Genomic DNA, 24,034 nt, shown 5'->3' on the forward strand with positions numbered 1-24,034 from the left:
CCGGTCAGGCCGGGGTGATCGTCAGCTCGGTGACCACACCCTCGGCGTTCGTCGCCACGGTCAGGGTGAACGGCACCGGGCCGTCGAGGCGGAACGTGACCCGGGTGACGCCGTCCCCGGCGAGCGCCGGGCCGAGCGTGGCCCCGGTCGACCAGGCCGCCGCGACCGCCAGTTGCCGCCGGGCGGACTCGCGCAGTCCGGCCGCGACCGGCACGTCGTCCGGCCAGGTCGGGACGTCGTCCGCGAGCGCCCGCGTGAGCCGTTCGGCGATGGCCCGCAACGACATCGACGGGTGCGGCACCGCGGTCACGTCCAGGGTCTGCACCCGGGGCGGCAGTTCGGGGTTGAGCTGGATCTCCACTCGAACCCGCCCGCCGGGGCCGCGCAACCACCACACGCTGTGGGCGGGGGAGTCCGACTGCGGTGCCTCCGTGGGATCGGGCACCAGTGGCCCGAGCCGCGCGCCGAGGTCGGACCACTGCGCCCGGCGCCGGTCCAAGGGCTCGTCGAGGTCGACGTTCATCGCCAACCAACGTTCCGCCTCGGCGTCGGCGCCCGTGGTGACGAGTCGGGTGACGGCCGTGCGGGCCGCCTCGGTGGCGGGCCACACCGCGCCGCCGCCCGGGGCCGACCGCAGCGCGACCCCACCCGAGACCCGTAGTGTCAGAAGCGAATCCATCACCTGTCCAGCCAGAACCCGGGCCGGCGCGTAGGTGGCGTTGGCCAAGACGATCACACCCCGCCCACTCTGCGGGTGCCACCGCATGTGCGACCCGAATCCGGGGTACCCACCGCTGTGCGAGACCAGCGTTCCCCACCGGGGGTCGTGTTCGGTGAGCAGTCCGAAACCGTAACCGGCGCTACGGATCACGGCAGGCTCGGCGACCGTTCGCCAGGTCACCACGGGTGGCAGGGTCAGCTGAGCCAACTGCAGTTCACGCCGCGAGGCCCGGCTCAGCGGGCCGTCGTCCGGATCGTCTCGGGGTGGGAACGCCTCTGCCAGAAACGTGACCCACCGCGCCAGGTCGCGCACCGTGCTGAACAGTCCACCCATGGGTGCGTAGGCGCCGTGGGCATCGAACGGCACGCGCTCCCACTCGGTTCCGGTTCGTCGGTAGCCGAGGGCGCGCCGTTCGGGTTCGACCACCGCCTCGTCGAAGCCGGTGTCCCGCAGGCCGAGTGGCGCGAGCAGGCCCCGCTGGACGACGTCCGGGTACTCGGCTTCCGCAGCCTGCGCGATCACTCGGCCGAGCAGGGCATAGCCGGTGTTGCTGTACTCGTAGACGGTGCCCGGGGCCCAGGCCAGGCTCAGCCCGCCGGCCAGCAGCGCGGTGAACCGTTCGTCCGGCAGGTCCTGCTGACGATCGCCCCACGGGTCATCGGTCGGGAAGCCGGCGACCATGCTGAGCAGGGCGCGTATCGTCAGCGCCGGCGAATCGGTGGTGGGCAGGTCGAGGCCGGCGACCTCGGGCACATGCGCGGCCACCTCGTCGTCCAACCGCAGCCGGCCGGCATCGCGCAGCTGCAGGACGGCGGCGGCGGTGAAGCTCTTGGTCATCGAGGCGATCCGGAACACGGTGTCGGCGTCCGGGAGATGACCCCCCGCGACGTCCCGGACGCCACGCCCGCCGGAGTGCACCAGGTGCCCACCCTCGACCACTCCGTAGGCGAGCCCGGGTTGGGCGCCGTCCGCGGCATACTCGTCGACGAGCCGCTCCACCAGGTCCAGGTCGATGTCCACCACGCCAGGATCCTGCCATCCTCGTCCTGGCTTCCCACGGCCCCTGTCCGCGCCCGTGCCGATGCGCGGCGTGACCAGACGACTGCGCGGTGAATTGCCCCTCCCTCAGGGACGGGCCGGTGAGTACCCTGACCGCCATGAAGATCCTTCTGGTCGGCGCGACCGGCCAGGTGGGCTACGCCCTGGCCCACGCGTTACACGCCGCCGGGCACGACCTGACCGTGCTGGTGCGTCGCGATCGGTTGCCCTTCCCGGACGGCGTGCGGGTGCACAGTGCCCCCGAGTTCACCTCCGAGGTGTTCGCGCAGGCCCTGACCGGCATCGACTGCGCCGTGTACGGGGTCGGCCTTCCCGAACAGTTCGCCTTCGACACCCGGGTGTTCGAGCAGGTCAACCACGGTCTGTTGACGCGGTTCCTGGGCGCGGTCGAGGAGTCGCCGCTGCGCCGGCTGGTCTATGTCTCGACCTACGAGGTGTTCGACCACCGCGGCGGCATCATCCGCGAGAAGTACCCGCTGAGCGATCCGGCCGGGCTGACGCCGTACTTCCGGGCCATGTACCACGCCTACGTCGAGACGCTGGCGTTCGCCGAACGCACCGGCACTCGGCTGACCACGATCCACCCGGCGGCGCTCTACGGCGGACTGGACACCGGCTACGGCTTCACCTCGGTCATCGAGAACCTGATCCACCGCCGGTTCTGGCGGCTGCCCGTCGTGCCTCGGGGCCGGTTCCCGCTGATCCACGCCGAGTCCCTGGCCGACGGCATCGTGGCGAGCCTCGATCACGACGGCGCGTTCATCCTCAGCGACACCATGTGCGACCTGCCCACGCTGGCGCGCGAGGTACGCCGGCAGGCCGAGAGCTTCGTGCCACCCACGGTGCCGGCGCGGCTCGCCTACGGCGCGGTGTGGCCGTTGGAGCAGGCCGGTCGCGCAGTGCGGCTGCGTCCGATCCTGTCGAAGGTGCAGCTCGACTTCATCACCGCGGGCCTCGAGCCGCGCCCCGAGCGGGCCATCGCCGAGCTCGACTGGTACCCGATGCCGCTCGCCGAGGGCCTGACGCGCTACCTGGCCGGTCGTGACCACCTGGTGGGTCTACGCGCCGGTTGACCCGGCAGTACCGCTGACCCGGCGACGCCGGTGGCCTCACCGACGTCAGGCCGCCGCTACGGCAGTAACACCACCTTGCCCCGGACATGCCCGGTGGCGAGGTAGGTGTGCGCCGCCGCCACGTCGTCCAGGGCGAAGCTGCGGTCGACGGACACGGTGAGTCGGCCCTGGCCGGCGAGGGCCACCAGCTCGGCCCGCGCTGCGGCACGGATCGCGGTGCCCGGGTCGGCACCGGCGCCGCCGCCGAGCAGCTGGATGCCCAGGCCGGGGGCGCGGCCGAACGCGGCGATGGTGGCGATCCGGCTGCGGTCGGCGACCAGCTCGAGCGAGGTGTCGACCGCCTCGTCGGTGCCGACCGTGTCGAGGGCGGCGTCGAGGCCGCCCGGGGCGAGGTCACGCACCCGCTCGGCCAGCCCGGTGCCGTAGCTCACCGGTTCGCCGCCGAGCGCGCGGATCGCCTCGTGCCGGCCGGTACTCGCGGTACCGATCACCCGGGCACCCCGGACGACGGCCAGCTGGGTGGCCATCGATCCGACGCCTCCCGCGGCGCCGTGAATCAGCACCGTGTCGCCGGGGCCGACGCGGGTCGCGGTCAGCAGGTGGGCGGCGGTCACGCCGGTCAACAGCAGTCCGGCGGCCTGCTCGGCGGTCAGGTTCTCGGGGCGGGCGAACACGTTCTGGGCGCCGGCGATCACCTGGCTGGCGTAGCCGCCGACGACCCGATAGCCGATCACGGCATCGCCCACGGCGAGTGGGGCACCGGTGCTGTCCGTGCCGACCCCTTCGCCGAGCGCGGCCACGACGCCGGCGACCTCGGCGCCCAGGCGCATCGGCAGCAGCGCCGGGTCGCGGCCCATGGTGCCGCTGTAGACCTTGTGGTCGAACGGGTTCGTGCCCGCCGCCTGCACCTCGATCAGCACCTGGCCGGCCCCCGGGAGCGGTTGCTCGACGTCCAGCACGGCCAGCACCTCGGGACCGCCGTAGGCGGTGGCGACGACGACCCGGCTGTGGCGACGTGCTGGCTCGGCACTCATGGGCGGGACCCTACGACGAGCCATCACCGGGCACCTACCCTGGGGTGATGGCCCACCCGCTGATGTTCGACGACGACGACCCGTTGCTGGCGCGGGTTCGGGCGATCGCCCTGGCCCTGCCGGACGCCGCCGAGAAGATCTCGCACGGGCACCCGGCGTTCTACACCACCAAGGTGTTCGCCTACTTCGGCGGCTCGATCCGGCGGGACGGCGAGTGGATCGCCTACCGCGCATCGGTGGTGGTGCTCGCCGACCCCGAGGAACGTCAGGCGCTGCTGGAGGATCCGCGGTGCTACCTGCCGGCCTATCTGGGCCCCAGCGGCTGGGTGGGGGTGCAGCTGAGCGACGAGGACGACGCTGCCGGCACCACCGATTGGCAGGAGGTGGCCGAACTGATCGAGACCTCCTACCGGCTCACCGCCGGGGTGCGGCGGGTGGCCCGACTGGACGTCGCGAGGCGCTGACTGGGCCTGACTGTGCTGACTGGGACTGATTTGGGACTGACTGGGACAGCGATACCGGCACGTTGATGGAGGCGTGATGGCAGAACCCAAGACCCGACCGACCGGCGCGAGCGTCGAGGACTTCCTGGCCTCGGTGGCGGACCCGCGTCGCCATACGGAGGCCCGTGCCGTCTGCGACCTCATGACCGAGGCCACCGGACTGCCGCCGGAGATGTGGGGTGACAGCATCGTGGGCTTCGGGCGGCACACCTACGCCACGGCGCGCGGTGAGTCGCTGGAGTGGCCTCCCGTGGGCTTCTCGCCTCGCAAGGCGAGTCTGACGGTCTACCTGCTCAACGGCTTCGACCGGTACGGCGACCTGTTGGCGCAGTTGGGGCCGCACACGCTGGGCCGAGCCTGCCTGTACCTGAAGCGCTTGGACGCGATCGATCAGGGCACCCTGCGCGAACTCATCGTGCGCTCCTATCGCGACACCACTGCCGGCTGACGCGTCGCCAGGGGGATCGACACCGGGGTCGACACCGGGGTCGGTGTCCGGGTGCGGGTGCGGGTGACCGTCGGGGTGCGGGTCCGGGTGCGGGTGGGCGTGCGGGTGCGGGTGCGGCTGGGCGAGGGCACGGACGCCGACGGAGCGCCCGTCGTGGTGGTCGTGCCGGTGGTCGTGCCGGGGGAGGGGGCACCGGTCGGCGTCACGGCGGGCGTGGTCCGCGGGGGTGCCGTGGTCGGCTCGACCTCACCGATCGCTCCGCCCTCGGACCCGCCCGGGTTGCCACCGCCGTTCGGCACCGCCCCCGGCTGGGCGCCGGTCCGGCCGGTGCGGGTGGTCGCCGGGCGCCCCGAGGCGACCCGCGCGGTGGTGGGCGAGGTGCTGCTGAAGCTCCCGACGCCGGGAGCGCGGGCGGCGTCGTCCTGCAAGGTGGCGTAGGCGACCGACAAGCCGGCCAGGCCGCCCGCCAGGATCACGCCGCCGACGATGGCCCGCACCAGGCGGCGGCGACCCAGGTCGGGCGCCCCGGCCCGCGCCGCGGGGGACCAGTCGAACACCGGTGCGGTGGGACCGGGGTCGAGCACCGGCGGGGTCGCGCTGCCGGTGGCACCGGGTGAGCCGGTGGCAGTACTCGGTGAGCCGGTGGCGCTGGTGGCGCTGGTGACGAGCGGAAGCAAGGGAAGCCCCGTCGCCCGGGTGGCCGGGGCCGGCGCCGGCTGGGCCAGGTGAGCCGCGCCCTGGGCAATCGCGAACTTGGGGTGCGCCTGAACGCTCACCGGGCACCCGAGCTCGCCGACCAGCTGAGCCACCAACGGGATCCGTGAGGAGCCGCCGACCAGCAGCACCGCGTGCAGATCCTGAGGTTCCAGCCCGGCCGAGCCGATGGCCCGACGCAGCGCCTGCACGCTGCTCTCCAACGCCGGGGTGATCATCACCTCCAGCTCCCCCCGGGTCAGCCGCACCTCGGTGGTCAGGCCGGGCAGCACCACCGGGATGGCGACGTCGGTGTCCGACGACAGGGCCTCCTTGGCGGCCACGCACTCCTCCCGCAGCCGGGCCAGCGCGGCCCGGACGGCCGGGTCGTCGTCGTCCAGCTCGGTGGCCGCCGGCCCGAGGACGCTGATCACGTGATGGAACACCGCGGCGTCGAAATCGATGCCGCCCAACCGTTCCACTCCCTCCGGCTGGCCGAGGATCTCGAAGTCCAGATCGGTGGCGCGCAGCACGGCGGCGTCGAACGTGCCGCCGCCCAGGTCGTAGACGGCCACCAGCGCACCGGGAGGGATCCGTTGATCGCGGCTGTGGTGTGCTGCGGCGGCGACCGGCTCGGCGATCAGGTGCACCGGTCGCGCCGGGTCGCCGTCCAGCCCGGCCAGGGCCACGGCCTGGCGCACCAGGTCGAGCTTGAAGGCCCCCCAGGTGGCCGGGTGGGTCAGGCAGAGCGCCACCGGTGGCTCACCCTGGCGGGCCACCACCTGATCGACGATGGAGCGCAGCAGGGTGGCCATCAGCGCCTCGGCCGAATACGGGCTGCCGCCGAGCAGGATCGGGGTGCTGTCGCCGAGGCGTCGTTTGAACTCCCGGGCCACCCGGTGGGGTTCGAGGACGGCCCGCCGCTCGGCGGCCTCGCCGCTCAGCAGCGTGCCGTCCGCGCGCAGCAGGACCACCGAGGGGACGGCGGCGCCGTGGCTGCCGAGCGAGATCACCTCGGCGCGCCCCGCTCGGCACCCGGCGGCGGCGCTGAAGGTGGTGCCGAGATCGACGCCGAGGGTGTACCCGGACGCCGCGTCACGCGGCTGCGAGATCGGGAGCGGGTGGCGAGATGAGTTGGGCTGCAACGGCTCAGACATGATGTCCCCCGGATTCCTCGGTGATGATGCCCTCGCAGGTCCGGATCGCCACCCGGGCCGCGACGGCCAGTTGTCGTGGGCAGAGTGGACTCTCGGCCCGGCGTTGCCAGGCCAAAAGCGCGGACGTCGCGGCCTGGCGCCGGCTGGTCGGCCCGGCGTCCGGCGGCAACCCGAGCCGGGAGGTGACCGACTGTCCGGCACCACCGATCACCTGCTCCAGCTCGGCGAGCACCTCGGGGCGGCCGGTCACCCAGCCGGCCCGCAGCGACGAGAGCACCCGCAACTCGTGCAGCGGGTGGGCGCCGGCCAGGATCTGCTCCACTGCTGCGGCCAGGGCCGTCGCGCCGGGCACCGGGTGCCGCCGCACCAGGGCATCGACGCCCAGCAGCGCCGAGCGCGACTTGAGCAACTCGGCCCGTTCGTGGAACAGGCTCTGCAGCACCGCATTCAGGTCGTCGAGGCCGCTGACGGCGGTCAGTTCACGGGCCAGCTCGGACGCCGTGACGGTGCGTCGGCGCAACACCGTCAAGGCCGCGCGCAGGCCGAACAGCCCGAACCGATCGAGCAGTGCGGTGCGTTCGGCGGCGCTCAGGCCCAGGTCGGGCAGGGTGGTGACGAACCGGTCGGCCGAGAGCAGCAACAGCTCGGCGTCGGGTGCCGGCAGGGCGGCGATGAGCTCGAGCTGCTTGGCCTCTCGCTCGGTCAGGGTGGTGGCGGTCTGGGCGAGCAGGCCGGCGACCGGCACCACGGTCTGAGCCACCCGGCGCACCTGCGGGTCGGCGGCCAGCCGTCGGGCGATCGCCGCAGCCGAGCGCAGGGCGTCCGCTCGTCCGGCACCGATCTCGTCGGCTCGGGACAGCACCGCGATGGCGTTGACCGGGTTGGGCCGGCTCACCTCACGGTCGTGGAAGCCGGCCAGGAACTCGACGTCGTCGCGGTGGGCGTGGGTCATCAGGTAGATCACGGCGTCGGCCGGGGTCACCTCGTCGTCCGAGGCGAGCAACTCCCAGGTGCGGCGGGCGATCTGCTCCGACAGCGACCCGATGCCCGGGGTGTCGATCAGCGTCGATCGACGCAGCGCCTGAGAGGGCCAGCTGATCGTGATGCTGTGCAGCTGGTCGGGCGCCTCGCCCGCGAGGTCGATCTCGATCGGTCCGTCCTGCCGGCCGAACCGGGCCTGCCGGCTGCTGCCGTCGGGGCGGGTGAGCGTGACCTGATAGGTGTGTCCGTCGGTGTACCAGGTCACCACCCGGGTGCACTCGCCGGCGTCGGTCGGGGCCAACCGCTCGCCGATCAGGGCGTTGAGCAGCGTGGACTTTCCCGCCTTGACCCGCCCGGCGACGGCGACCCGAAGCGGTGCGTCCAGGCGTCGGCGCAAGTCCATGAGGCGTTGTCTCACAGGGGCTTCGGCGCGGGGTGCGCTGCCGGAGTAGACGGTGAGGGCATGCTCGATGAGCCGGTGGGTCTGCCCCAGCAGGGACGACGGCGGCCGGCCGACGCTGTCACCCGGCGGCACGGGTCGACCCTCCCGGTTCCTGGTCCTCGACGTCGGTGAGCGCGGCGGATGGTGGCGTGGCGATGGCCTCGGCCATGGTCCGCAGCCGGCGCAGTCGGTCGAGCTCGGCGTCGACGTCGCGCAGCCGCCGGGTGCGTTCGGACTGGCCGGCCTCCGCGGCCTCGGTGGCCGCTCGCAGGGCGGTACCACTGGACCGGCTCAGCTCGTCGGCGCGTGTGGCGTAGTGGTCGCGCAACTGCCGCTGGATGCGGCGCAGGGTGTCGCGAGAGTCCTTGCCGATCACGAACTGCACGTCGTCGCAGTAACGGCGCACGGCTTGTCGAGCCAGGGCGCGCCGATGCTCCAGGCGGCGCTTCTTCTCCTCCTTCAGGCCGCGCTGACCCATCACCAGCCCGACCCCGACGCCCAACGGGCCGAGGGACAGGTGAAGCAGGCTGCCCAACACGGTGAACATCAGCATGCCGGTGTAGCTGCTGCGCAGCGCCACCATGGTCTGGGTGCCGGCGGTCATCCGTTCGAGCGCCACCTCGTGGGTCAGGGATTGGCGGTTCAAGACACCGGTCGGGTCGTACACCCCGAGCCCGGTCAGCGGGCTCGAGCCATCACGGAAGTGCTGTCCGACGTGGTCACTCAGGGCCAGCGCCCGGGTCTTGAGCAGGGTGTAGTTGGCCACCAGCTCGTGCGCGGTACGGCTCTCGAGCCAGGCCTCCAGCGTGGGCCAGGCATCCAGCGGGTCGGCGGCCTCGATGGCCTCGTCGGCCGCCTCGACCGTGAGGCGGATGCGGCGGCGCAGGTCGTGGTCGACGTCGGCGGTCAGATCGGCGATGCCGTCCGAGAGGGTCTGGTTCCACCGCGAGGCCGCGCCCCGCAGTTCGTCGACCTGGCGACGGGTCGCGGCCAGGTCGTCGATGATGCTGCGGCTGCGCGCCGGGTCGACCAGGACGGCGCGTTCGGAGTCGAACGGCACCTCCAGCTGCCGGCACACCGAGATCACCTCGGCCGCGGCGAGTGTCGCCTGCCGGTGCCGCGCGTCCCCGGTCACCTGCTCGGCCACGAACCGCACCAGCGGGGGGAATCCCGACTCCTCGTTGAGGGCTCGGTCGGCGCCGCGGGCCGCGAGGTGGCGCAGCGTGGAGGACACGGCCACCAGCTCGACGTCCGGCAGGGCGGTGGCCAGATGGGCCTGGTCGAGGTCGCGGATGGTGCGCCACTGCGGATAGAGGTCGATCTTGGTGAGGACACAGAGCACGGCCGGGCACAGGTCGCGCGCCGCTCGCAGGAAGGCGACCTCGGCGGCGGTGAGTTCGCGCGAGGCATCGGTGACGAAGAGCAGGGCATCGGCCGTGGCCGCTGCGGTCAGGGTGATCGCGGCGTGGGAGGAGGCCAGGCCGCCGAGCCCCGGGGTGTCGACGAGCACCAAGCCGCCGGCCAGCAGCGCGCGCGGCAACCGGACCTCGACGCCGATCAGGTGGTCGGCCGTCCGAGCAGCCGTCGGGTTGGTGGAGCTCGCGGCGTCCGTCGCTCGGTGCGGCTCGACCACGTGGCGCCGCAGGGAGCCGGCGGCGATGGGCTCGCGCCGCGGCGGGTCACCGTCGTACACCAGACAGGCGCTGGGGTGCTCGCCGTGGCGCAGGTAGGTGGCCACGGCGGTGGCCAGGTCGTCGTCCACCGGGCAACAGGGGGCACCGACCAGGGCGTTGACCAGCGAACTCTTGCCCTGCTTGAACTCTCCGGTCACCACGACGTGAAAGCCCGGGTCGGCCAGTCGCCGGCGCAGCAGGGTCAGTCGGTGGCCGAGGTCCGGGCGGCCGTAGGCGGTGCACGCCTGAAGGCCGAGCTCGACCAGAGCCCGGGTCCGGTCGAGCGACTCGGTGGGTGCGGGCATGGTGGGTCACCTCCACTCGTGCTGGGTGGGCAGAGCCGGTGCCGGATCGCGGCATCGAGTCGTCGCGGGACCGTTCGCGGGGGCAGGGCGGCGGGCCGGCGCGCGTCGACTGGAGGGATCGAGTCGACGCGCGCCGGTGGATCAGGCCCGTGAGCCGGGCCGTCATCAGGCCGGAGGATCAGCCGATGGTCGGCGGGTCGTGCGGCACCGAACCCGGGTCGCCCGAGTCGTGACCCGGCTGCTGCCCACCCCCGTGGTGGCCGGTGTCGCTGTGGTGATCGCTGCCGTGGTGATCGTTGGAGTGGTGTCCACCGCCCTGGCCGTCGTCATCGTGTCCGCCGTCGTTCCCGCCGTCGTGTCCACCGTGGTGCCCGCCGTCACCGTGCCCACCGCCACCACCGTGGTGGTCGACGATCACGGTGTCGTTGTCGTCGTGGCGGTTGTCGCGGTCGACCCTGATGTCGACGTCCTGGTCGACGTGGCTGGAGTCGTGCGAATCGTTGGAGTGGCCGGTGGCGTCCCCCACGCCCGAGACCGCTCCACCGTGACTGGCGTCGTTGTGCGAGACGTTGGTGGCACCGCCGCCGAAGGCCCCGGCCTGACCGTCGCCGCCGACCGTGTTGCCCGAGGCCACCTGCTGGTTACCGGCGCCGAAGTTGAACCCGGCGCCGTTGGCGTCGCCGTCGATCAGCGGGCTGTTGTCGCCGCTGGTCGAGTTGGCGTCGCCGAACCCGGATTGGGCGCCGGAGTTGCCCTCACCGCTGACGTTCTGGGCCTGGCCGCCGCCGTGCGTGACCTGGTTGCCGTCGCCGTCGATGTCGGTCTGGCTCTGGTCGATGGACAGGTCGCCGGTGAAGACCCCCTGGAACAGGTTGTCCTGGTCGTTGATCGTCTGTTCGTAGCTGTTGTAGTTGTAGACGATCTGCTCGGCGGGCGAGGCGGCGGTGCTGGAGCCGTGGCTCGACCCGCCGCTCGACCCACCACTGGACCCGCCGGAACCACCCGATCCGACGGAGCTGCTGCCCGAGGAGTTGTGCGTGCTGTTCCCCTGCACCACGACGTTGCCGTTGCCGTTGTAGCTCTGCTGCACCGCCGTGAAGTAGTCGCTCCACAATGGCGCGTCCGGGGTCAGGCACAGCGCCTGCAGCAGGTCACCGGTGTCGGCCTGGCTGAGCTCCTCGTCGGTGACCCCGACGCGCTGTTTGGCGGCCTCGACCGCACTGTCCGGATCGAGGCCGCCGGTGATCAGCGCCAGCGCCTCGCGAATGAACTCCACGGTCTTGTCGGTGACCGTTCCCATGATCGACATCTGGTTCCCCTTCTCGCCTCGCCCCCCGAAGGGGCTGCTCGACCGAGCCGCCGATCGGTGACGACTCGAGTACGAACGGACCGTACGAAGGGGGTGTCAGCGCGTGGTCAGCGCCCGCTCAGCACGACATCAGCACGCGATGTCCCGGGCACAAACGACCATGATCACCGTTAGATCGCAGTTCGCCACCGCCCGGCCGGAGCAATCTGCGATCTAACAGCGATCATGGGCGCGGGGTGTGCTCCGCGGGGCTGGAGGGTCGGCTGGAGGTCGGCTGGAGGTCGGCTGGAGGTCGGCTGGAGGTCGGCTGGAGGGTCGGCTCGGCGGCGGCCTCGGGGTCGGCTCAGGTACCGCAGAATGTTCGATACGTGGCGGTGACGTCGGTGGGGGCAGGCTCGGCGAACTCGGCGTCGTCGGAGCGTTCGGCGAACGGGTCGGCGAGAACAGCCAGCAATCGCTCGAACGGGGCCAGGTCGTCGTGCTCCACCGCTGCGGTCAGCGCCGCCTCGACGCGGTGGTTGCGGGGGATGTAGATCGGATTCGCCCGGCGCATCGCATCCAGGTCGACCTCGCGCCCCTCATCAGTGGATCCGTTGCGCTGCAACCGTTCACGCCAGCGCTCCAGCCACTGGTCCAGGTCGGCCACACCGTCCGGGCCGAACCGATCGCGCAGCCGTTGGGCGTCGTCCGTCGTGGCAAGATCGACCAGGCCACGCCAGCCGAGGGTGAAGTCGACCTCGTGTCGGCGCAGTAGCTCGAGGTAGTCCTCGCCGAGGGCCCGATCGGCGACAACGTTCGCGTCGCCGGCACCCTCCGAGGTCGCGTCGATGCCGAGCTTGCGCCGCAGCACGGCGGTCCAGTGATGGGCGTAGCGCACGTCGACGTCGTCGAGGGCCGCGAGCAGCTGCGGCACCACCACGTCGCGATCATCGCCGATCAGCGGGCCGAGGGTCTCGGCGAACCGGGTCAGGTTCCACCCCGCGATCGCGGGCTGATTGCCGAAGGCGTAGCGGCCGCCGTGGTCGATCGAGCTGAACGCCGCCCGGGGGTCGTAGGCCTCGACGAAGGCGCACGGCCCGAAGTCGATCGTCTCGCCGGAGACCGTCATGTTGTCGGTGTTCATCACGCCGTGGATGAACCCGACGCCCATCCACCGGGCGATCAGCGCGGTCTGCCGATCGATCACGCCGCGCAACAGCGCGAGGTAGCGCTCGGCGTCCGGTTCGATCGCGGCGAGCTCGGGGTAGTGCCGCGCGATCGCGTACTCGGCCAGCCGCCGCAGCAGGCCGTGGTCACGGCGCGCGGCGAACTCGAAGGTGCCCACCCGTAGGTGCGAGGCCGCCACCCGGGTCAGGACGGCGCCCGGCAGCACCCGCTCGCGCTGCACTGTCTCGCCGGTGGCGACGGCGGCCAGCACCCGGGTGGTCGGGATGCCCAGGGCGTGCATCGCCTCGCCCATCAGGTACTCGCGCAGCACTGGCCCGAGGGCGGCCTTGCCGTCGCCGCCGCGTGAGAACGGGGTGCGGCCCGAGCCCTTGAAGGCCAGGTCGCGACGCACGCCGTGGACGTCGTCCAGCTCGCCCAGCAGCACCGCGCGGCCGTCACCGAGCAGCGGGCTGAAGCTGCCGAACTGGTGGCCGGAGTATGCCTGCGCGATCGGCTGGGCGCCGTCCGGCACGGTCGAACCGCTGAGCATCGCGAGGGCCTCGGGGGTCTCGATCCAGCCGTCCGGCAGCCCGAGCTCGGCCGCCAGGGCATGGTTCAGCCGGACGGCGCGTGGGTGCGGGGGCGCGCTGGGCGCCCACGCGACGTACGCGCCGTCCAGCTCACGGGCGTAGCTGTTGTCGAACTGCGGGACCCCAGCCGGGCCCGGTGCCGTCGCGGTCTGCGTCACGCCGGCTCAGTGCACCTTCTGCAGTGAGACGGCGTTGATGCAGTAGCGCAGGCCCGACGGTTCGGGGCCATCGGGGAAGACGTGCCCGAGGTGGGCGTCGCACACGTTGCAGACCGTCTCGACTCGCTGCATGCCGTGGCTGGTGTCGAGGTTGTAGGCCACGACGTCCGGGGCGACCGCCTGGGTGAAGCTCGGCCAGCCGGTGCCGCTCTCGAACTTGGTCGAGGAGTCGAACAGCTCGGTGCCGCAGCACACGCACTGGTAGAGGCCGGCGGTGAACAGGGAGCACAGGTCGGAGCTGAACGGCATCTCGGTGCCCGCCGATCGGGCCACGCGGTACTGCTCGCGGCTCAGCACCTCACGCCACTGCTGCGGGGTGCGCTCGTCACGGCGCGGTGGGGTCGGGTTGCCCTCGCGGGCCAGGCGCAGCACGCCGGGCCAGGTCAGGGTCTGGTCGGTGGGGGTCTGGGTGCTGGGGGTCTGCTCGCTCACACCCGGTCAAACTCGGACGGCGCCGCGCTTGTTCCGCCTCGAGTGCCGGGTCAGCTCGCGGGGCCGGCCAGCTTCACCGTGGGACTGACCTCGGTTCGGACGCTGGAGGGCTGAATGTCCATGGAGCATCGCCGCACACCCTGATAGGTGTACCCGGGTTTGCCCGAGAACACGGTCGACCCCGACCCGATCCCGATGGTGCGCTTCGCGGGCGCCGAGGCATCGCTGCTGGCGACCTCGAAGCTGCAGGTGAGGTCGTTCGGGTTGCCGTTCGAGCGGACCGCGGGCCACTTCATGGTGACCGTGGTGCCGGACACGGCGGCGGTGACCCCGGACAGGTCCGGCCAGCCGTAGGGGACGAAACTCACGGCCGCGGAGGTGGCGCACTTGCCGAGGGAGTTGCAGACCTCGGCGGTGAATCGATACTGCGTCGCGTTCGACAATCCGGTGACCGTCGTGGTGTAGCTGGTGACCCCGGCGCTCGGGGTGACGGGTTGGCTGCCGCCGTAGGTGATCGTGATCGAGGTGATCGTGCCCGAGGGGGTCGACACCGATGAGACCCGCAGCGGTGCAATGCCGTCGGACACCATGCGCGAGGCCACCGTGGCCTGGTTCACCTCGAGTACCGGCGTGGCGGGAGCCGGGGTCGCCGCGGGATCCACCTTCGGTGCCGGCACCGCTGCGGCGGGTTTGGTCGTGACGACCGGGGCAGTGACCTTGGTGGAGGTCGGCGCGGCGGGCTCGACCGGGATCACCGGAGCAGGTTGCTGCACGATCACCGTCTGCCCGCCGCCGGCCGGCGCGACAGGGACGGCGCCGGCCGAGGTCGTGACGGCAGTGCTCGCCGTCGCGGTCGCGGGCGACGCGCTGCGGGTCGTCGACCCGGTGGGCGCCGAGGCCGCCACCGTGGTGGTGCGCAGCGTGCGCGGCGTCCGGTTGACGGCCCAGATGATGCCGCCGGTGACGGCCAGGACGGCGGTCGCGCCCGAGGCCACCAGAGCCAGGCGCCGTGACCGCGTCGGGGGCTCGGGGTCGGTGAGGCCGCTGCCCCTGCCGCTGCCGATGCCGATGCCGATGTTCGGGTTCGGGTGCGGGTTCGGGGTGGCCTGGCCCGGCGCGATCCGCACGATGCGGGCGATCTCGGTGGGGGCTTCGGCCGGGTCCGGTACGGCGGGTGCGGCCGGTACGGCGGGTGCGGGGGAGGGGCTCGGGGGCCGGGCCGGGGTTGGAGGCGCCGCGACGGACGCTGGAAGCGGCCAGATGCCCTGAGCGGCCGGTGGCGTGGCCGGCCGCTTCGGCATCGTCACACCACCGGGCATCGTCGGTGAGGAGTCGGTCGCGGGCAACGGCGCCGTCCTCACCGGGAACGGGCCGGTGCCGGTCAGTCCGGGGGCGAGTCGTCGGAGCTCGGCGGCGATCCGGGTGGTCGTGGGACGTGCGTCGGGTGCCTTCGCCAGCATCTGGTCGAGCAGTGTCCAGAGCGCGTCCGGCAGGTTGGCCGGCCGGGGGGCGGGGTCGTCGTTGTGCGCCCGGATCAGAGCGTGAGCGTTGTCGCCGAGGAAGGGTGCGCGCCCGGTCAGCAGCTCGTAGAGCATCACCCCCAGCGCATAGACGTCGGTCGCGGCCGTGGCCGGGTGCCCCCGGGTCACCTCGGGGGCCAGGTAGCCAGGGGTACCGATCAGGGACGTGACTCGGGTGAGGGTGCCGGACAGCAGCCGGGAGACCCCGAAGTCGGTGAGGCGAACACCGATGGTGCCGTCGGAGGCCTTCTGACAGAGCACGTTGCCGGGCTTGAGGTCGCGGTGCACCACCCCGGCCGCATGGACGGCGGTCAGCGCCTCGGCGAGCTGGGCGGACAACTCGGCGGCCAGTTCCGGTGGGCACGGGCGCGGGACGGCGGTGGTGAGGCTGCCGCCGTCCACGTAGTCCATGACGATGGCGAGGTCGTCGCCGTCCAGGATCAGGTCGTGGACGGTGACCACGTGCGGGTGCGTGATGGTGCGCAGCAGCTGGCGTTCCTGAACGAAGCGGGCCACGAGCTCGGGATCCTCGGCGAGGTCGTCGCGCAGCAGTTTGATCGCCAGGTTCGGCTCGCCGTCGCGGATGCGTCCGCGGTAGACCCGGCCCATGGCCCCGCGCCCGATCACCTCGCCCAGCAGATATCGAGCACCGAGTGGTCGCTCCGGCCGCGCGGCGGACGTGGGCTCGGAAACGGGTTCAGAAATGGGCTCGGGTGTGGCGTCCTTGGTGCTCATGCATCCCCCTGCACTGTGGGGAATGGGTGCCGAATTCGCCGGCATTCCCCGAGATGCACCGTAGTTGATCCGTCGGTCGTGAATCGTCAGGTTTTGGAATTGGTCTCCCGCGGCGGCGCCGCGCGATGATGGCCGCGTGACGGACGTGCAGATCAATGGTGACGCGATACGGCTGGGCCAATTCCTGAAACTGGCGGACGTCGTCCAGGCCGGAGCCGAGGTCAAGGAGCTGTTGGCGGACGACGTGGTGCTGGTGAACGACCAGCCCGAGGATCGGCGGGGTCGCCAACTCGTCCCGGGCGATGTGGTCGCGGTGCGGGGCCAGGTGTTACGCGTGACTCGGGCCGCTGTGTAGGCACGCGGCCCGACGGCGGTGGGTGACCACCCGCCGTCGGGCGGCGGATGTCAGGGACGTCCGTTGGCCGTCGAGCAGCTGAGGACGCCGTCGACGTAGGTGTAGCCGCCGTCACCGGCCACGTCGGTGATCGTGAAGTCGACCGCGTGTCCGCTCAGAGTGGCGTTCAGCGAGGCGGTGCCCACCGCCGTCACCGACCCGACCTGCAGATCGGCCGTCTCCTGAACGATGTTCAACGATCCGACGTTGCCGGCGGCGCCGTCCTTGGCGAGCTGGAACGTGCCGGACCGGCAGCTGGTGGCATCGAGGTGGAGGAATCGATAGGGGCCGGGGTAGTCGTACCTTGCGACCCAGCGGAACAAAGTGCCGTTGATCGGCACGGTTGCGGTGGTGTCGCGCATGATCGTGCTCAACGGAACCTTGGCGTAACTGCGCAGCACATGCGCCGACGAGGCGACCACCTTGCGCTTCGCGTTCAGCACCACGATGCGGTACGAGTACGTCCCCCGAATCGGCGCCTTGGTGGTGGTGGATCCCTTGAGCGTGCGCAGGTAGACCACGTTCATCCAGCGGTTGGCTGTGCCGGTGGTCCGCTGCAGGAGCAGGCGGGCACCGCGCGGCGTTCCCGTGGCCGACCAGACGACGCGCACGGTGGCGCCCTGATCGACCTGACTGTTCGAGAAGTACCACCCGACACGGGGTTTGGCGATGGCCGCCTCGGCGCTCGGACTGAAGGCCAGCGGTACGGCAGCCAGTGCCAGCACAACCGTAATTCGGCTCAGCCATGCCCTGATGGTGCGCATGCCGAATGTCATGGAAATGTCCCCTCCTCGGAGAAAAGCGACCTCGATACCGAATGACCCGGTCGAGCACCGCGGGGAGGGCGCCGCAGTGCCTGTCAATGGTCGATCTGCGTCCTTCCTACACCCGTGCCGGTTCTCGTCGCTCGGCAATCCGGACATCTCACCGGGCGTCCGCGGGTCACGCCCTGGCGTCCTGTTCGGATCGCAGGGTGCTGATCAACCACCAGGTCAATCCGGCGGCCAGGGTGCCGGCGGCCAGCATCCCGAGCAGTTCGACGGCCATGGACGACGCCGCCTCGAGGTTGCCGGCGAAGTAGTAACCGACCCCGAGGTACAGCGTGACCCAGACCAGTTCGCCGAGCACGCCCCAGACGGTGAAGACGAGCCACGGCTGGTTGGCGGCTCCGGCAGCAAAGTTGACGTACGGCCCGAGCGCCGAGACCAGCCACCGCGAGAGGAACACCGCCGCGCCGCCGCGCCGCTCGAGCAGGTCTTTCGCCCTGGCCAGTGGTGCTGCACGAGAAGCCAATCGCTGGGCGAGGGCGCCGCCGCCTCGCCGCGCCATCAGGTACCCGGTCTGGTCACCGGAGATGGCACCGGCCAGGGCTGCGGCTGCTGCGGCCGCGAGCGACAACTCACCGACGGCGGCGAAGCCTCCCGCGGCGATCATCAGGATGGAGCAGGGAACCGGAAGCGCGAGTGCTGACAAGAACGTCACCCCCGCCAGCAGCCACGCGCCGTAGGTGGGCACCAGCGCCAGCAGCCACTCGGTCATCGATCCGCTGACTTCACGGTGGTGAGCGCGACCTCAACCTGCCTGATGACCGTGCCCACGGGGATGCCGCGCTGGTCGGCGATCTCCTGCAAGGTCAATGGATGACCGGACGGCATCGGCAGGCCGGCCACCTCGTCGATGGCCCTCGGATCGACACCCCAACTGTGGCCGACGTACCCAACGGTCATCCACGGCTTGATCTGCTCCTGCCGGTGATGCGACCAGTAGACGGCTCCCGCGACGAGCCGCACCGCAAACAGGACGGCGAGCAGTGATGTCACGGCAACGGCGAGCACCAGCCGAGGATGCCGTCGATAGACCGTGGCGAGGCCGGCGAAGGCACTCATGGCCTGATGTCCACCTCGTTCATGTCACCTCTCACCGGGACTCGACGACCGCGCCGGATGCGGATGGATCGGATTTGCCCGCCACCTCGCCGGGCGTCGTCCTGGTCTCGAATGTAGCCGGGCACGACCGCAGCGGCTCGTCAGGCCACGTGCCGTCGTCCATGATCGTCGTGAGGTCGCAGTCTGCTCCGCCTGAACCGGTGCAGACTGCGATCCAACGGTGATCTTCGACTGGACGGTGGGTCAGCCAACCCCACATGCTGCTGGTGTTCTCGCGCCACGGTCTCACGGCTGCTCTGAACGAGGAGGCCTCGAGGCGCAGCGGCGTCCAGCTGGTGGATCTGCAGCGCCTGCACTCCGGCGAGTGACGCGGGAGGCCTGAAGGGCCGAGCTCCTCGTGAACTCAGGTATCAGAACGACCATGACCTGCCTCTGTGAAGGTCATGACGCTCCAGGACCTGTGCAACGCCTTCTACGCCGTCGACAACGTCGTCACCGTGCGGATCACCATGGCACCCGCCGACTGGGACGCGTTGAAGGCCGCTGAACCGCACGGTGGCTTCTGCAACTTCCAGTTCACCGGTGAGCGCTTCGACTGGTTCCACGCCACCTCGGTCGAGATCTCGGGCACCGCCCTGCCCGGTGGCCCGCAGTCCTTCGTCGACGTCGGCATCTCGAAAAAGTCGTTCTGTGGCTCGTTCAGCAAGACCAAACCCTCACTGCGGCTGAACTTCTCGCGGTTCACCGACCACGAGGACGCCATCGAGGCCCTGATCGGCACCCAGTACGTCACGCTGCACAACAGCGTTCAGGATGCCTCCTACATCCGGCAGCCGCTGGGCTACGAACTCTTCCGGCTGGCGGGCATGCCGCACTCGCGGTGCAACATCGCCCGGGTGATCGTCAACGGTGAGGATCAGGGCACCTACGTCAACTGTGAACCGGTGCGCAAGCGGCACATCCAGAACACGTTCGGCAACGACGAGGGCAACCTCTACGAGATCGAGGCCGGTGAGGATCTGACGGAGGCCATGGTCACCGCCGGGCGCCTCACTCACCAAGGCTTCTCGGACGTCGAGGACGGCTCGGACCTGCTGCTGGCCGCCCAGCGCATCGCCGCCGGGCCGGCCGCCGCGGCCGAGGTGGTCTACCTGCCGAGTTTCCAGCGGTTCTACGCCATGGAGACCCTGCTGAAGCACTGGGACGGCTACACCAGCAACGCCAACAATGCCTACGTCTACAACGACGTGATCCCGATCGCCGCCCCGGATGTCGCGCACGTCCACCTGAAGTTCATCCCGTGGGGTCTGGATCAGATCCTGCAACCCGCGACGTCCTTCAACCTGGACGACGACAGTGTGCTCGCCCGGCTGGTGCGCCAGGACCCGACGTTGCTGGACGGCGTCCGGGCGCAGATCACCGACCTGTTGAACACCGTGTTCTCTCGCGACTCGATCGAGGGTGTGATCCTGCCGTACATCGCCCGGCTGGAGACGGCCCTGGCGATCTCGGGTGCCACCGGGCTGGCCGGCGAGCTCGAGACGGTCCGCGACCAGGTCAGGCTGGTGCGATCGGGCGGCCTGCTGCTCACGGCCATCCCGCGGGACAAGGCCCTGGCGCTGGTCGAACGCGGCACCCAGCAGTGCGCCCACGCCAGTCAGACCGAGACCATCGGCCAGCACCAGGAGGTCTACCACCACGCCCTGTCCAGCTCGCGCTCGGACCGCTGGTTCGTCCGCGACCTCGTCACCGGGCACGAGTTGGTCAACGAGAAGTTCGGCACCTTCCTGCACGCCAGCACCCAGATCCTGACCGCCGGCGGCAACCCGAATGTGTACGCCTTCCGGTTCACGCCCTCGGACGGCAACGCCTTCGTGCTGACCCCGCGGGATGTGGAGAGCCCCTTCAAACTCAGCGGCTACCTCACCCTGCGCGCAGCGCAGTCGGGGTTGTTCGTGCGCTACAGCACCACCGATCTGACCGGTGCCGGCAACCCCCAGGTGCACCTGGCTCCGCCGGCGCAGGCCACGGTGCTGCGGCTGTACTGAACCCGCCGCGAACGCCAGGGCTCTACCCTGGGCGGTCGTGGAGATCCTCGTCGACCCGCTGACCGGCCCCGAGATCGCGGCGTTCCTGGCCGAGCACACCGCCGAACTGCGTGCGATCACCCCGCCAGAGAGCACCCACACCCTCGACCTGGACGACCTGCGCACCGGCGGCGCCACCGTCTGGTCGGCGTACGACGAGGGCTGCCTCGTCGGCTGCGGAGCGCTCAAACCGCTCGACGCCCACCACGCCGAGCTCAAGTCGATGCGGACGGCCCGCAGCCACGCCCGTCGCGGCATCGCCAGCGCCCTGGTGGCCCACATCCTCGACCAGGCTCGCGCGCGAGGGTTCACCCGGGTGAGCCTCGAGACCGGCTCGGAGGAGTTCTTCGCCCCGGCGCGCGCCCTCTACGCCCGCCACGGCTTCGTCGAGTGCGATCCCTTCGGCCCCTACCGCCCCGACCCCTTGAGCACGTTCATGACCCGCACCCTCGACTGACCGCGGAGGCTTCGTCGGGTTGACCACCGACATCGGTGGTCAACTCGACGAAGCTCATGCGCTCTGTGCGGCACTCCAGGTGAGATTCACCCGGCGCGACCACTGCCCAACAACGGGAACGGCTCGGTCGAGAACACCACCTCGACGGGCACGTCGAAGAACGCCGCGATCCGCAGCGCCAGGTGCAGGCTGGGGGAGTACTCGCCCCGTTCCAGGTACCCCACGGTCTGGTAGTGCACCCCCAACGCGGCGGCGAGGTCGCGCCGCGAGACGCCGCGCTCGGCACGCAACATGGCGATCCGGTTGTGAACCTGTTCGGACACGGCGATCAGTATCCGCGAGACATGATCCGGTCGCGGGCCGCGGCCACCTGCGAGCCGGACTGTCGCCGGGCCATCCGCCGCAGCGCGCCGGGCGCGAACATCAGCCCGACCAGCGCCCAGGCCCCGAGGATCACCACCATCGGCCAGAGGCGCCACGACTGCCCGAGCTCGAGCGCCACCGCCTCGGGTGGCAACAGAGCTGATCGGAGGCCGATCCCGAGCCAGTACGTGGGCAGGCACTGACCGACCCACTGCAGCCATCCGGGCAGGGCCGACAGCGGGTAGAAGATGCCGGAGATCGCCATGGCGCCGTAGAGGAACAGGCTCGAGATGCCCAGCACCACCGGGCTGCGCATCAGCGCCCCCAGCAGGGCGCCGATCGGCAGCGTGGCGAACAGCCCCAGGACGGCGACCCACACGAAACGCAGCCAGCCCCCTGCACTCGTCGGGGTCACGCCGTCCACCAACACCGAGGCCGCCACCAGCAGGGCCGCCACCGGGATCAGGGACGTGCCGGTGAAGATCAGGACGTTGGCCATCAGGTGAGCCTGCATGCCGTGTGGAATCGCCTTGGCACGCAACAGGGTTCCGTCGTCGCGCTCGGTCATCAACTGGCCGGCGACCCCCATCACGCCGCTGCTGATCAGGTTCATGGCGAGCAGTCCGGGGATGCCGAGTTGCGCCAGGCTGACCTGGCTGCCCATCACCTCCTGGTCGCGCAGGAAGAACAGCACGATCAAGCCGATCGCCGGGAACATCACCCAGCCCAGCGCCGTCCACGAGGTGAGCTGAACCCTCAGCTCGATGCGGGCCTGGCGCAGCGCGCTGCGTGCGATCGACGTGGTGAGGCCGTTGCTGCTCATCGAACCTCCCCGGACACGGTGGCGCTGGAGACGAAATCGCGGACGGCGGCGTCGGGGTCGTCGTCCGGGGTGGCTGCCTCGAGCCGCTGGACCAGCGCCAGGTAGGCATCCTCGAGACTGGCGCGACGTACCTCGAGATCGGTGATCGGCCCGCCGGGGCGTTCAGCACCTCGCGCAGGTAGTCGGCGGGGGTCTCGGTGGCGTGCACGTGGGTGGCGCCGTCGCGCGCCCAGCGCACCTCGGTGGTGGCGCCGACCTGGCGACGCAGGGCATCGGGCGAGGCGTCGGCGATGATGCGCCCGCCGGCGAGCACCAGGATGCGGTCGGCCAGGCGTTCGGCCTCGTCGAGGTCGTGCGTGGTGAACAGGATCGTGACCTCGGCATCGGCCAGACTGCGGATCAGATCGTGGAAATCGCGGCGGGCCTGCGGGTCGAAGCCCGCCGTCGGTTCGTCGAGGAACAACAGCTCGGGTCGCCCCACGAGCCCGACCGCGACATCCAGCCGGCGTCGCTCGCCGCCGGACAGGCCCATGATCTGGCGATCCGCCTTGTCCGACAGACCGACCCGGGCGAGCAACTCGTCGGTGTCCCACGGCCGGGGGCGCTGCGGCGTCGCGAACGGGCGATAGAACTCGCCGAGATGGGCGAGCAGTTCACGCACCCGCCACCGGGCGTGGTCGCGCCAGGACTGCAACACCACCCCCACGCGGGCCCGCCAGGCCTCGTCCGCGGTCAGCGGCTCGACGCCGAGTACCCGCACCGACCCCGAGGACGGCGCGCGGAAGCCCTCGAGGATCTCGATGGTGGTCGTCTTCCCGGCGCCGTTCGGCCCGAGCAGAACGACCACTTCACCCGCGCTCAGGTGCAGCTCGACGCCACGCAGCACGGAGGTGGAGCCGTAGGACATGTGCAGACCGGTCACGTCGATGACCGACTCGAATGTCGTGGTCATGATCCTGAGTGTATTGAACCTGCTACATATCGCCAGATCAGTGCGGCAGTCTGTCGACGCAAGGCCGTTGCGGGCTGCCCGGCCGACCCCGCCGGCCGAGCCAGGTCAGGCGAGATGGACCAGCTCGAGCCGGACGGTCACCCGGTCACCGGCGGTCAGGTGTTCGGCCGTCCGAACCGACTTCTTCACCGGCAGGATGTACGCCTCCTGCTCGGTGGAAGGGAACACCGAGGTCTCGAACTGCGTCGACCCGATGCGTGCGCGCACCTTGACCGAGCCGAACCCGGCCCGTCGTCCCGCTGTCAGGTCGGCGATCTCGTCACTGATGCCCTCGGGCACCGTCACGAAGTGCCATGAACCGCCGCCACCCCCGCCGGACCAGAGCCACAGCGTGGTCGCGAACTCGAAGTCGGCGGCCTCGGCAGCAGGGTCGGCCGATCGTGCGGAAGGTCGGTCGGGTGGGGGTCGTCGAACCATGCGGGCAGCGTAGGTGGGGGCGGTGACAATTCACCGTGTGATCGGGTGCGATCGCCTGCCACGCTGAGGGCATGGAGCCCGACCTGCCGGTCACCGCTGCGCTCGCCATCCCCGCGGCCGAGCTGAGTTGGCGGTTCTCGCGGTCGAGTGGACCGGGCGGTCAGGGGGTGAACACCACCGACTCCCGGGTCGAGCTGATCTGGGACGTCGAAGGCTCCCCGATCCTGACCGACGACCAGCGAGAACGCCTGCTGGACCGGCTCGCCGGCCGCCTCGTCGCCGGCACCCTTGTCGTGGTGGCCTCGGAGTACCGCTCGCAGCGCCGCAATCGCGGCACTGCCCGGGACCGGCTCGCGGCGCTGGTGCGCCAGGCCCTCGCGCCGCCGCCGCCCCGGCGTCGTCCCACCCGACCGAGTGCCGGTGCCCGACGCCGCCGGATCGAGGCCAAGAAGCGCCGTTCCGAGACCAAGCGCCTACGCCGTCCCGGCGACCTCTAGACCCCGGTGATCATGCAATCCGTGCACGTTTTGTGCACGGATTGCATGATCACCGGGGT

At 71.1% G+C, this 24,034-nt stretch carries 22 protein-coding genes and 1 pseudogene; 7 read left to right on the top strand and 16 right to left on the bottom strand.

Features of this window, described 5'->3' with window-relative positions; all coding sequences use genetic code 11:
• Positions 1-4 precede the first annotated feature (4 nt).
• Positions 5-1,744 (bottom strand): beta-lactamase family protein, encoded by a 1,740-nt coding sequence (locus tag IPK24_01140; protein MBK8074178.1) that lies wholly within the window; start codon positions 1,742-1,744, stop codon positions 5-7.
• 116 nt (positions 1,745-1,860) lie between these two features.
• Between IPK24_01140 and IPK24_01145 the strand changes: the two genes are divergently transcribed.
• The gene (locus IPK24_01145; GenBank protein ID MBK8074179.1) at positions 1,861-2,853 is read left to right on the top strand and encodes an NAD-dependent epimerase/dehydratase family protein; all 993 of its coding nucleotides are present in this window, start codon (positions 1,861-1,863) and stop codon (positions 2,851-2,853) included.
• Positions 2,854-2,909: 56 nt separating this feature from the next.
• Here the strand turns inward: IPK24_01145 and IPK24_01150 are convergent, their stop codons facing one another.
• Positions 2,910-3,887 carry an NADP-dependent oxidoreductase gene (locus IPK24_01150; GenBank protein MBK8074180.1) on the bottom strand — a complete coding sequence of 326 codons (978 nt, stop codon included), beginning with the start codon at positions 3,885-3,887 and terminating at the stop codon, positions 2,910-2,912.
• 47 nt (positions 3,888-3,934) lie between these two features.
• On the opposite strand from IPK24_01150, the gene IPK24_01155 reads away from it, so the two are divergent.
• Both IPK24_01155 and IPK24_01160 read left to right on the top strand, forming a co-directional pair.
• Positions 3,935-4,351 carry an MmcQ/YjbR family DNA-binding protein gene (locus IPK24_01155; GenBank protein MBK8074181.1) on the top strand — a complete coding sequence of 139 codons (417 nt, stop codon included), beginning with the start codon at positions 3,935-3,937 and terminating at the stop codon, positions 4,349-4,351.
• A gap of 76 nt (positions 4,352-4,427) precedes the next feature.
• Positions 4,428-4,838: a DUF1801 domain-containing protein gene (locus tag IPK24_01160; GenBank protein ID MBK8074182.1), complete on the top strand. Its 411-nt coding sequence runs from the start codon at positions 4,428-4,430 to the stop codon at positions 4,836-4,838.
• On the opposite strand, the gene IPK24_01165 is transcribed toward IPK24_01160, so the two are convergent.
• From IPK24_01165 to IPK24_01195, 7 genes are all read right to left on the bottom strand, one after another.
• Complete coding sequence (locus tag IPK24_01165; protein ID MBK8074183.1) at positions 4,814-6,688, bottom strand: Hsp70 family protein; 1,875 nt, start codon at positions 6,686-6,688, stop codon at positions 4,814-4,816. The genes IPK24_01160 and IPK24_01165 overlap by 25 nt on opposite strands.
• Complete coding sequence (locus IPK24_01170; protein MBK8074184.1) at positions 6,681-8,204, bottom strand: dynamin family protein; 1,524 nt, start codon at positions 8,202-8,204, stop codon at positions 6,681-6,683. Before IPK24_01170 ends, IPK24_01165 begins: the two co-directional genes overlap by 8 nt.
• Positions 8,191-10,089: a dynamin family protein gene (locus IPK24_01175; GenBank protein MBK8074185.1), complete on the bottom strand. Its 1,899-nt coding sequence runs from the start codon at positions 10,087-10,089 to the stop codon at positions 8,191-8,193. The genes IPK24_01170 and IPK24_01175 overlap by 14 nt, the downstream gene beginning before the upstream one ends.
• A gap of 178 nt (positions 10,090-10,267) precedes the next feature.
• On the bottom strand, positions 10,268-11,398 hold the full coding sequence (locus IPK24_01180) for a hypothetical protein (protein MBK8074186.1): 1,131 nt from the start codon (positions 11,396-11,398) through the stop codon (positions 10,268-10,270).
• Positions 11,399-11,741: 343 nt separating this feature from the next.
• Positions 11,742-13,292 (bottom strand): YdiU family protein, encoded by a 1,551-nt coding sequence (locus IPK24_01185; protein MBK8074187.1) that lies wholly within the window; start codon positions 13,290-13,292, stop codon positions 11,742-11,744.
• A 6-nt stretch (positions 13,293-13,298) separates the two neighbouring features.
• Positions 13,299-13,739, bottom strand: a complete 441-nt coding sequence (gene msrB / locus IPK24_01190; protein ID MBK8074188.1) for a peptide-methionine (R)-S-oxide reductase MsrB — start codon at positions 13,737-13,739, stop codon at positions 13,299-13,301.
• Between the two features lie 95 nt (positions 13,740-13,834).
• Positions 13,835-16,039: a serine/threonine protein kinase gene (locus IPK24_01195; GenBank protein ID MBK8074189.1), complete on the bottom strand. Its 2,205-nt coding sequence runs from the start codon at positions 16,037-16,039 to the stop codon at positions 13,835-13,837.
• Between the two features lie 136 nt (positions 16,040-16,175).
• Between IPK24_01195 and IPK24_01200 the strand changes: the two genes are divergently transcribed.
• Positions 16,176-16,394: an RNA-binding S4 domain-containing protein gene (locus IPK24_01200; protein ID MBK8074190.1), complete on the top strand. Its 219-nt coding sequence runs from the start codon at positions 16,176-16,178 to the stop codon at positions 16,392-16,394.
• A 50-nt stretch (positions 16,395-16,444) separates the two neighbouring features.
• On the opposite strand, the gene IPK24_01205 is transcribed toward IPK24_01200, so the two are convergent.
• The 3 genes from IPK24_01205 to IPK24_01215 form a co-directional block, all read right to left on the bottom strand.
• Positions 16,445-17,209, bottom strand: coding sequence for a hypothetical protein (locus tag IPK24_01205; protein ID MBK8074191.1), 765 nt, complete (start codon positions 17,207-17,209; stop codon positions 16,445-16,447).
• 166 nt (positions 17,210-17,375) lie between these two features.
• Positions 17,376-17,972, bottom strand: a complete 597-nt coding sequence (locus tag IPK24_01210) for a VTT domain-containing protein (GenBank protein MBK8074192.1) — start codon at positions 17,970-17,972, stop codon at positions 17,376-17,378.
• Complete coding sequence (locus IPK24_01215; protein ID MBK8074193.1) at positions 17,969-18,268, bottom strand: hypothetical protein; 300 nt, start codon at positions 18,266-18,268, stop codon at positions 17,969-17,971. Before IPK24_01215 ends, IPK24_01210 begins: the two co-directional genes overlap by 4 nt.
• 494 nt (positions 18,269-18,762) lie before the next feature.
• On the opposite strand from IPK24_01215, the gene IPK24_01220 reads away from it, so the two are divergent.
• Together IPK24_01220 and IPK24_01225 are read left to right on the top strand one after the other, a co-directional pair.
• Positions 18,763-20,367 (top strand): CotH kinase family protein, encoded by a 1,605-nt coding sequence (locus tag IPK24_01220; GenBank protein ID MBK8074194.1) that lies wholly within the window; start codon positions 18,763-18,765, stop codon positions 20,365-20,367.
• Positions 20,368-20,404: 37 nt separating this feature from the next.
• Entirely contained in the window at positions 20,405-20,863 is a 459-nt protein-coding gene (locus tag IPK24_01225; GenBank protein MBK8074195.1) for a GNAT family N-acetyltransferase, read from the top strand.
• An 86-nt stretch (positions 20,864-20,949) separates the two neighbouring features.
• Here the strand turns inward: IPK24_01225 and IPK24_01230 are convergent, their stop codons facing one another.
• The 4 genes and pseudogenes from IPK24_01230 to IPK24_01245 all read right to left on the bottom strand — a co-directional run bounded on the left by IPK24_01230 (position 20,950) and on the right by IPK24_01245 (position 23,478).
• On the bottom strand, positions 20,950-21,186 hold the full coding sequence (locus IPK24_01230) for a helix-turn-helix transcriptional regulator (protein ID MBK8074196.1): 237 nt from the start codon (positions 21,184-21,186) through the stop codon (positions 20,950-20,952).
• A gap of 5 nt (positions 21,187-21,191) precedes the next feature.
• Positions 21,192-22,049, bottom strand: coding sequence for an ABC transporter permease (locus IPK24_01235; protein ID MBK8074197.1), 858 nt, complete (start codon positions 22,047-22,049; stop codon positions 21,192-21,194).
• Positions 22,046-22,956: pseudogene (locus IPK24_01240) on the bottom strand (ABC transporter ATP-binding protein). Before IPK24_01240 ends, IPK24_01235 begins: the two are co-directional and overlap by 4 nt.
• A 150-nt stretch (positions 22,957-23,106) precedes the next feature.
• Positions 23,107-23,478: a DUF1905 domain-containing protein gene (locus tag IPK24_01245; protein ID MBK8074198.1), complete on the bottom strand. Its 372-nt coding sequence runs from the start codon at positions 23,476-23,478 to the stop codon at positions 23,107-23,109.
• Positions 23,479-23,549: 71 nt separating this feature from the next.
• On the opposite strand from IPK24_01245, the gene arfB reads away from it, so the two are divergent.
• Positions 23,550-23,975, top strand: coding sequence for an aminoacyl-tRNA hydrolase (arfB, locus tag IPK24_01250; protein MBK8074199.1), 426 nt, complete (start codon positions 23,550-23,552; stop codon positions 23,973-23,975).
• Positions 23,976-24,034: the final 59 nt, after the last annotated feature.

Source organism: Kineosporiaceae bacterium (genome assembly GCA_016713225.1).
Classification (GTDB): domain Bacteria; phylum Actinomycetota; class Actinomycetes; order Actinomycetales; family Kineosporiaceae; genus JADJPO01.

What these genes read in the sequence shown, in the direction of transcription:
- IPK24_01150 (MBK8074180.1), bottom strand. Translation starts at nt 3,887, where the DNA reads ATGAGTGCCGAGCCAGCACGTCGCCACAGCCGGGTCGTCGTCGCCACC.
- IPK24_01155 (MBK8074181.1), top strand. Translation starts at nt 3,935, where the DNA reads ATGGCCCACCCGCTGATGTTCGACGACGACGACCCGTTGCTGGCGCGG.
- IPK24_01160 (MBK8074182.1), top strand. Translation starts at nt 4,428, where the DNA reads ATGGCAGAACCCAAGACCCGACCGACCGGCGCGAGCGTCGAGGACTTC.
- IPK24_01165 (MBK8074183.1), bottom strand. Translation starts at nt 6,688, where the DNA reads ATGTCTGAGCCGTTGCAGCCCAACTCATCTCGCCACCCGCTCCCGATC.
- IPK24_01175 (MBK8074185.1), bottom strand. Translation starts at nt 10,089, where the DNA reads ATGCCCGCACCCACCGAGTCGCTCGACCGGACCCGGGCTCTGGTCGAG.
- IPK24_01180 (MBK8074186.1), bottom strand. Translation starts at nt 11,398, where the DNA reads ATGTCGATCATGGGAACGGTCACCGACAAGACCGTGGAGTTCATTCGC.
- IPK24_01195 (MBK8074189.1), bottom strand. Translation starts at nt 16,039, where the DNA reads ATGAGCACCAAGGACGCCACACCCGAGCCCATTTCTGAACCCGTTTCC.
- IPK24_01205 (MBK8074191.1), bottom strand. Translation starts at nt 17,209, where the DNA reads ATGACATTCGGCATGCGCACCATCAGGGCATGGCTGAGCCGAATTACG.
- IPK24_01210 (MBK8074192.1), bottom strand. Translation starts at nt 17,972, where the DNA reads ATGACCGAGTGGCTGCTGGCGCTGGTGCCCACCTACGGCGCGTGGCTG.
- IPK24_01220 (MBK8074194.1), top strand. Translation starts at nt 18,763, where the DNA reads ATGACGCTCCAGGACCTGTGCAACGCCTTCTACGCCGTCGACAACGTC.
- IPK24_01235 (MBK8074197.1), bottom strand. Translation starts at nt 22,049, where the DNA reads ATGAGCAGCAACGGCCTCACCACGTCGATCGCACGCAGCGCGCTGCGC.
- IPK24_01245 (MBK8074198.1), bottom strand. Translation starts at nt 23,478, where the DNA reads ATGGTTCGACGACCCCCACCCGACCGACCTTCCGCACGATCGGCCGAC.
- arfB (MBK8074199.1), top strand. Translation starts at nt 23,550, where the DNA reads ATGGAGCCCGACCTGCCGGTCACCGCTGCGCTCGCCATCCCCGCGGCC.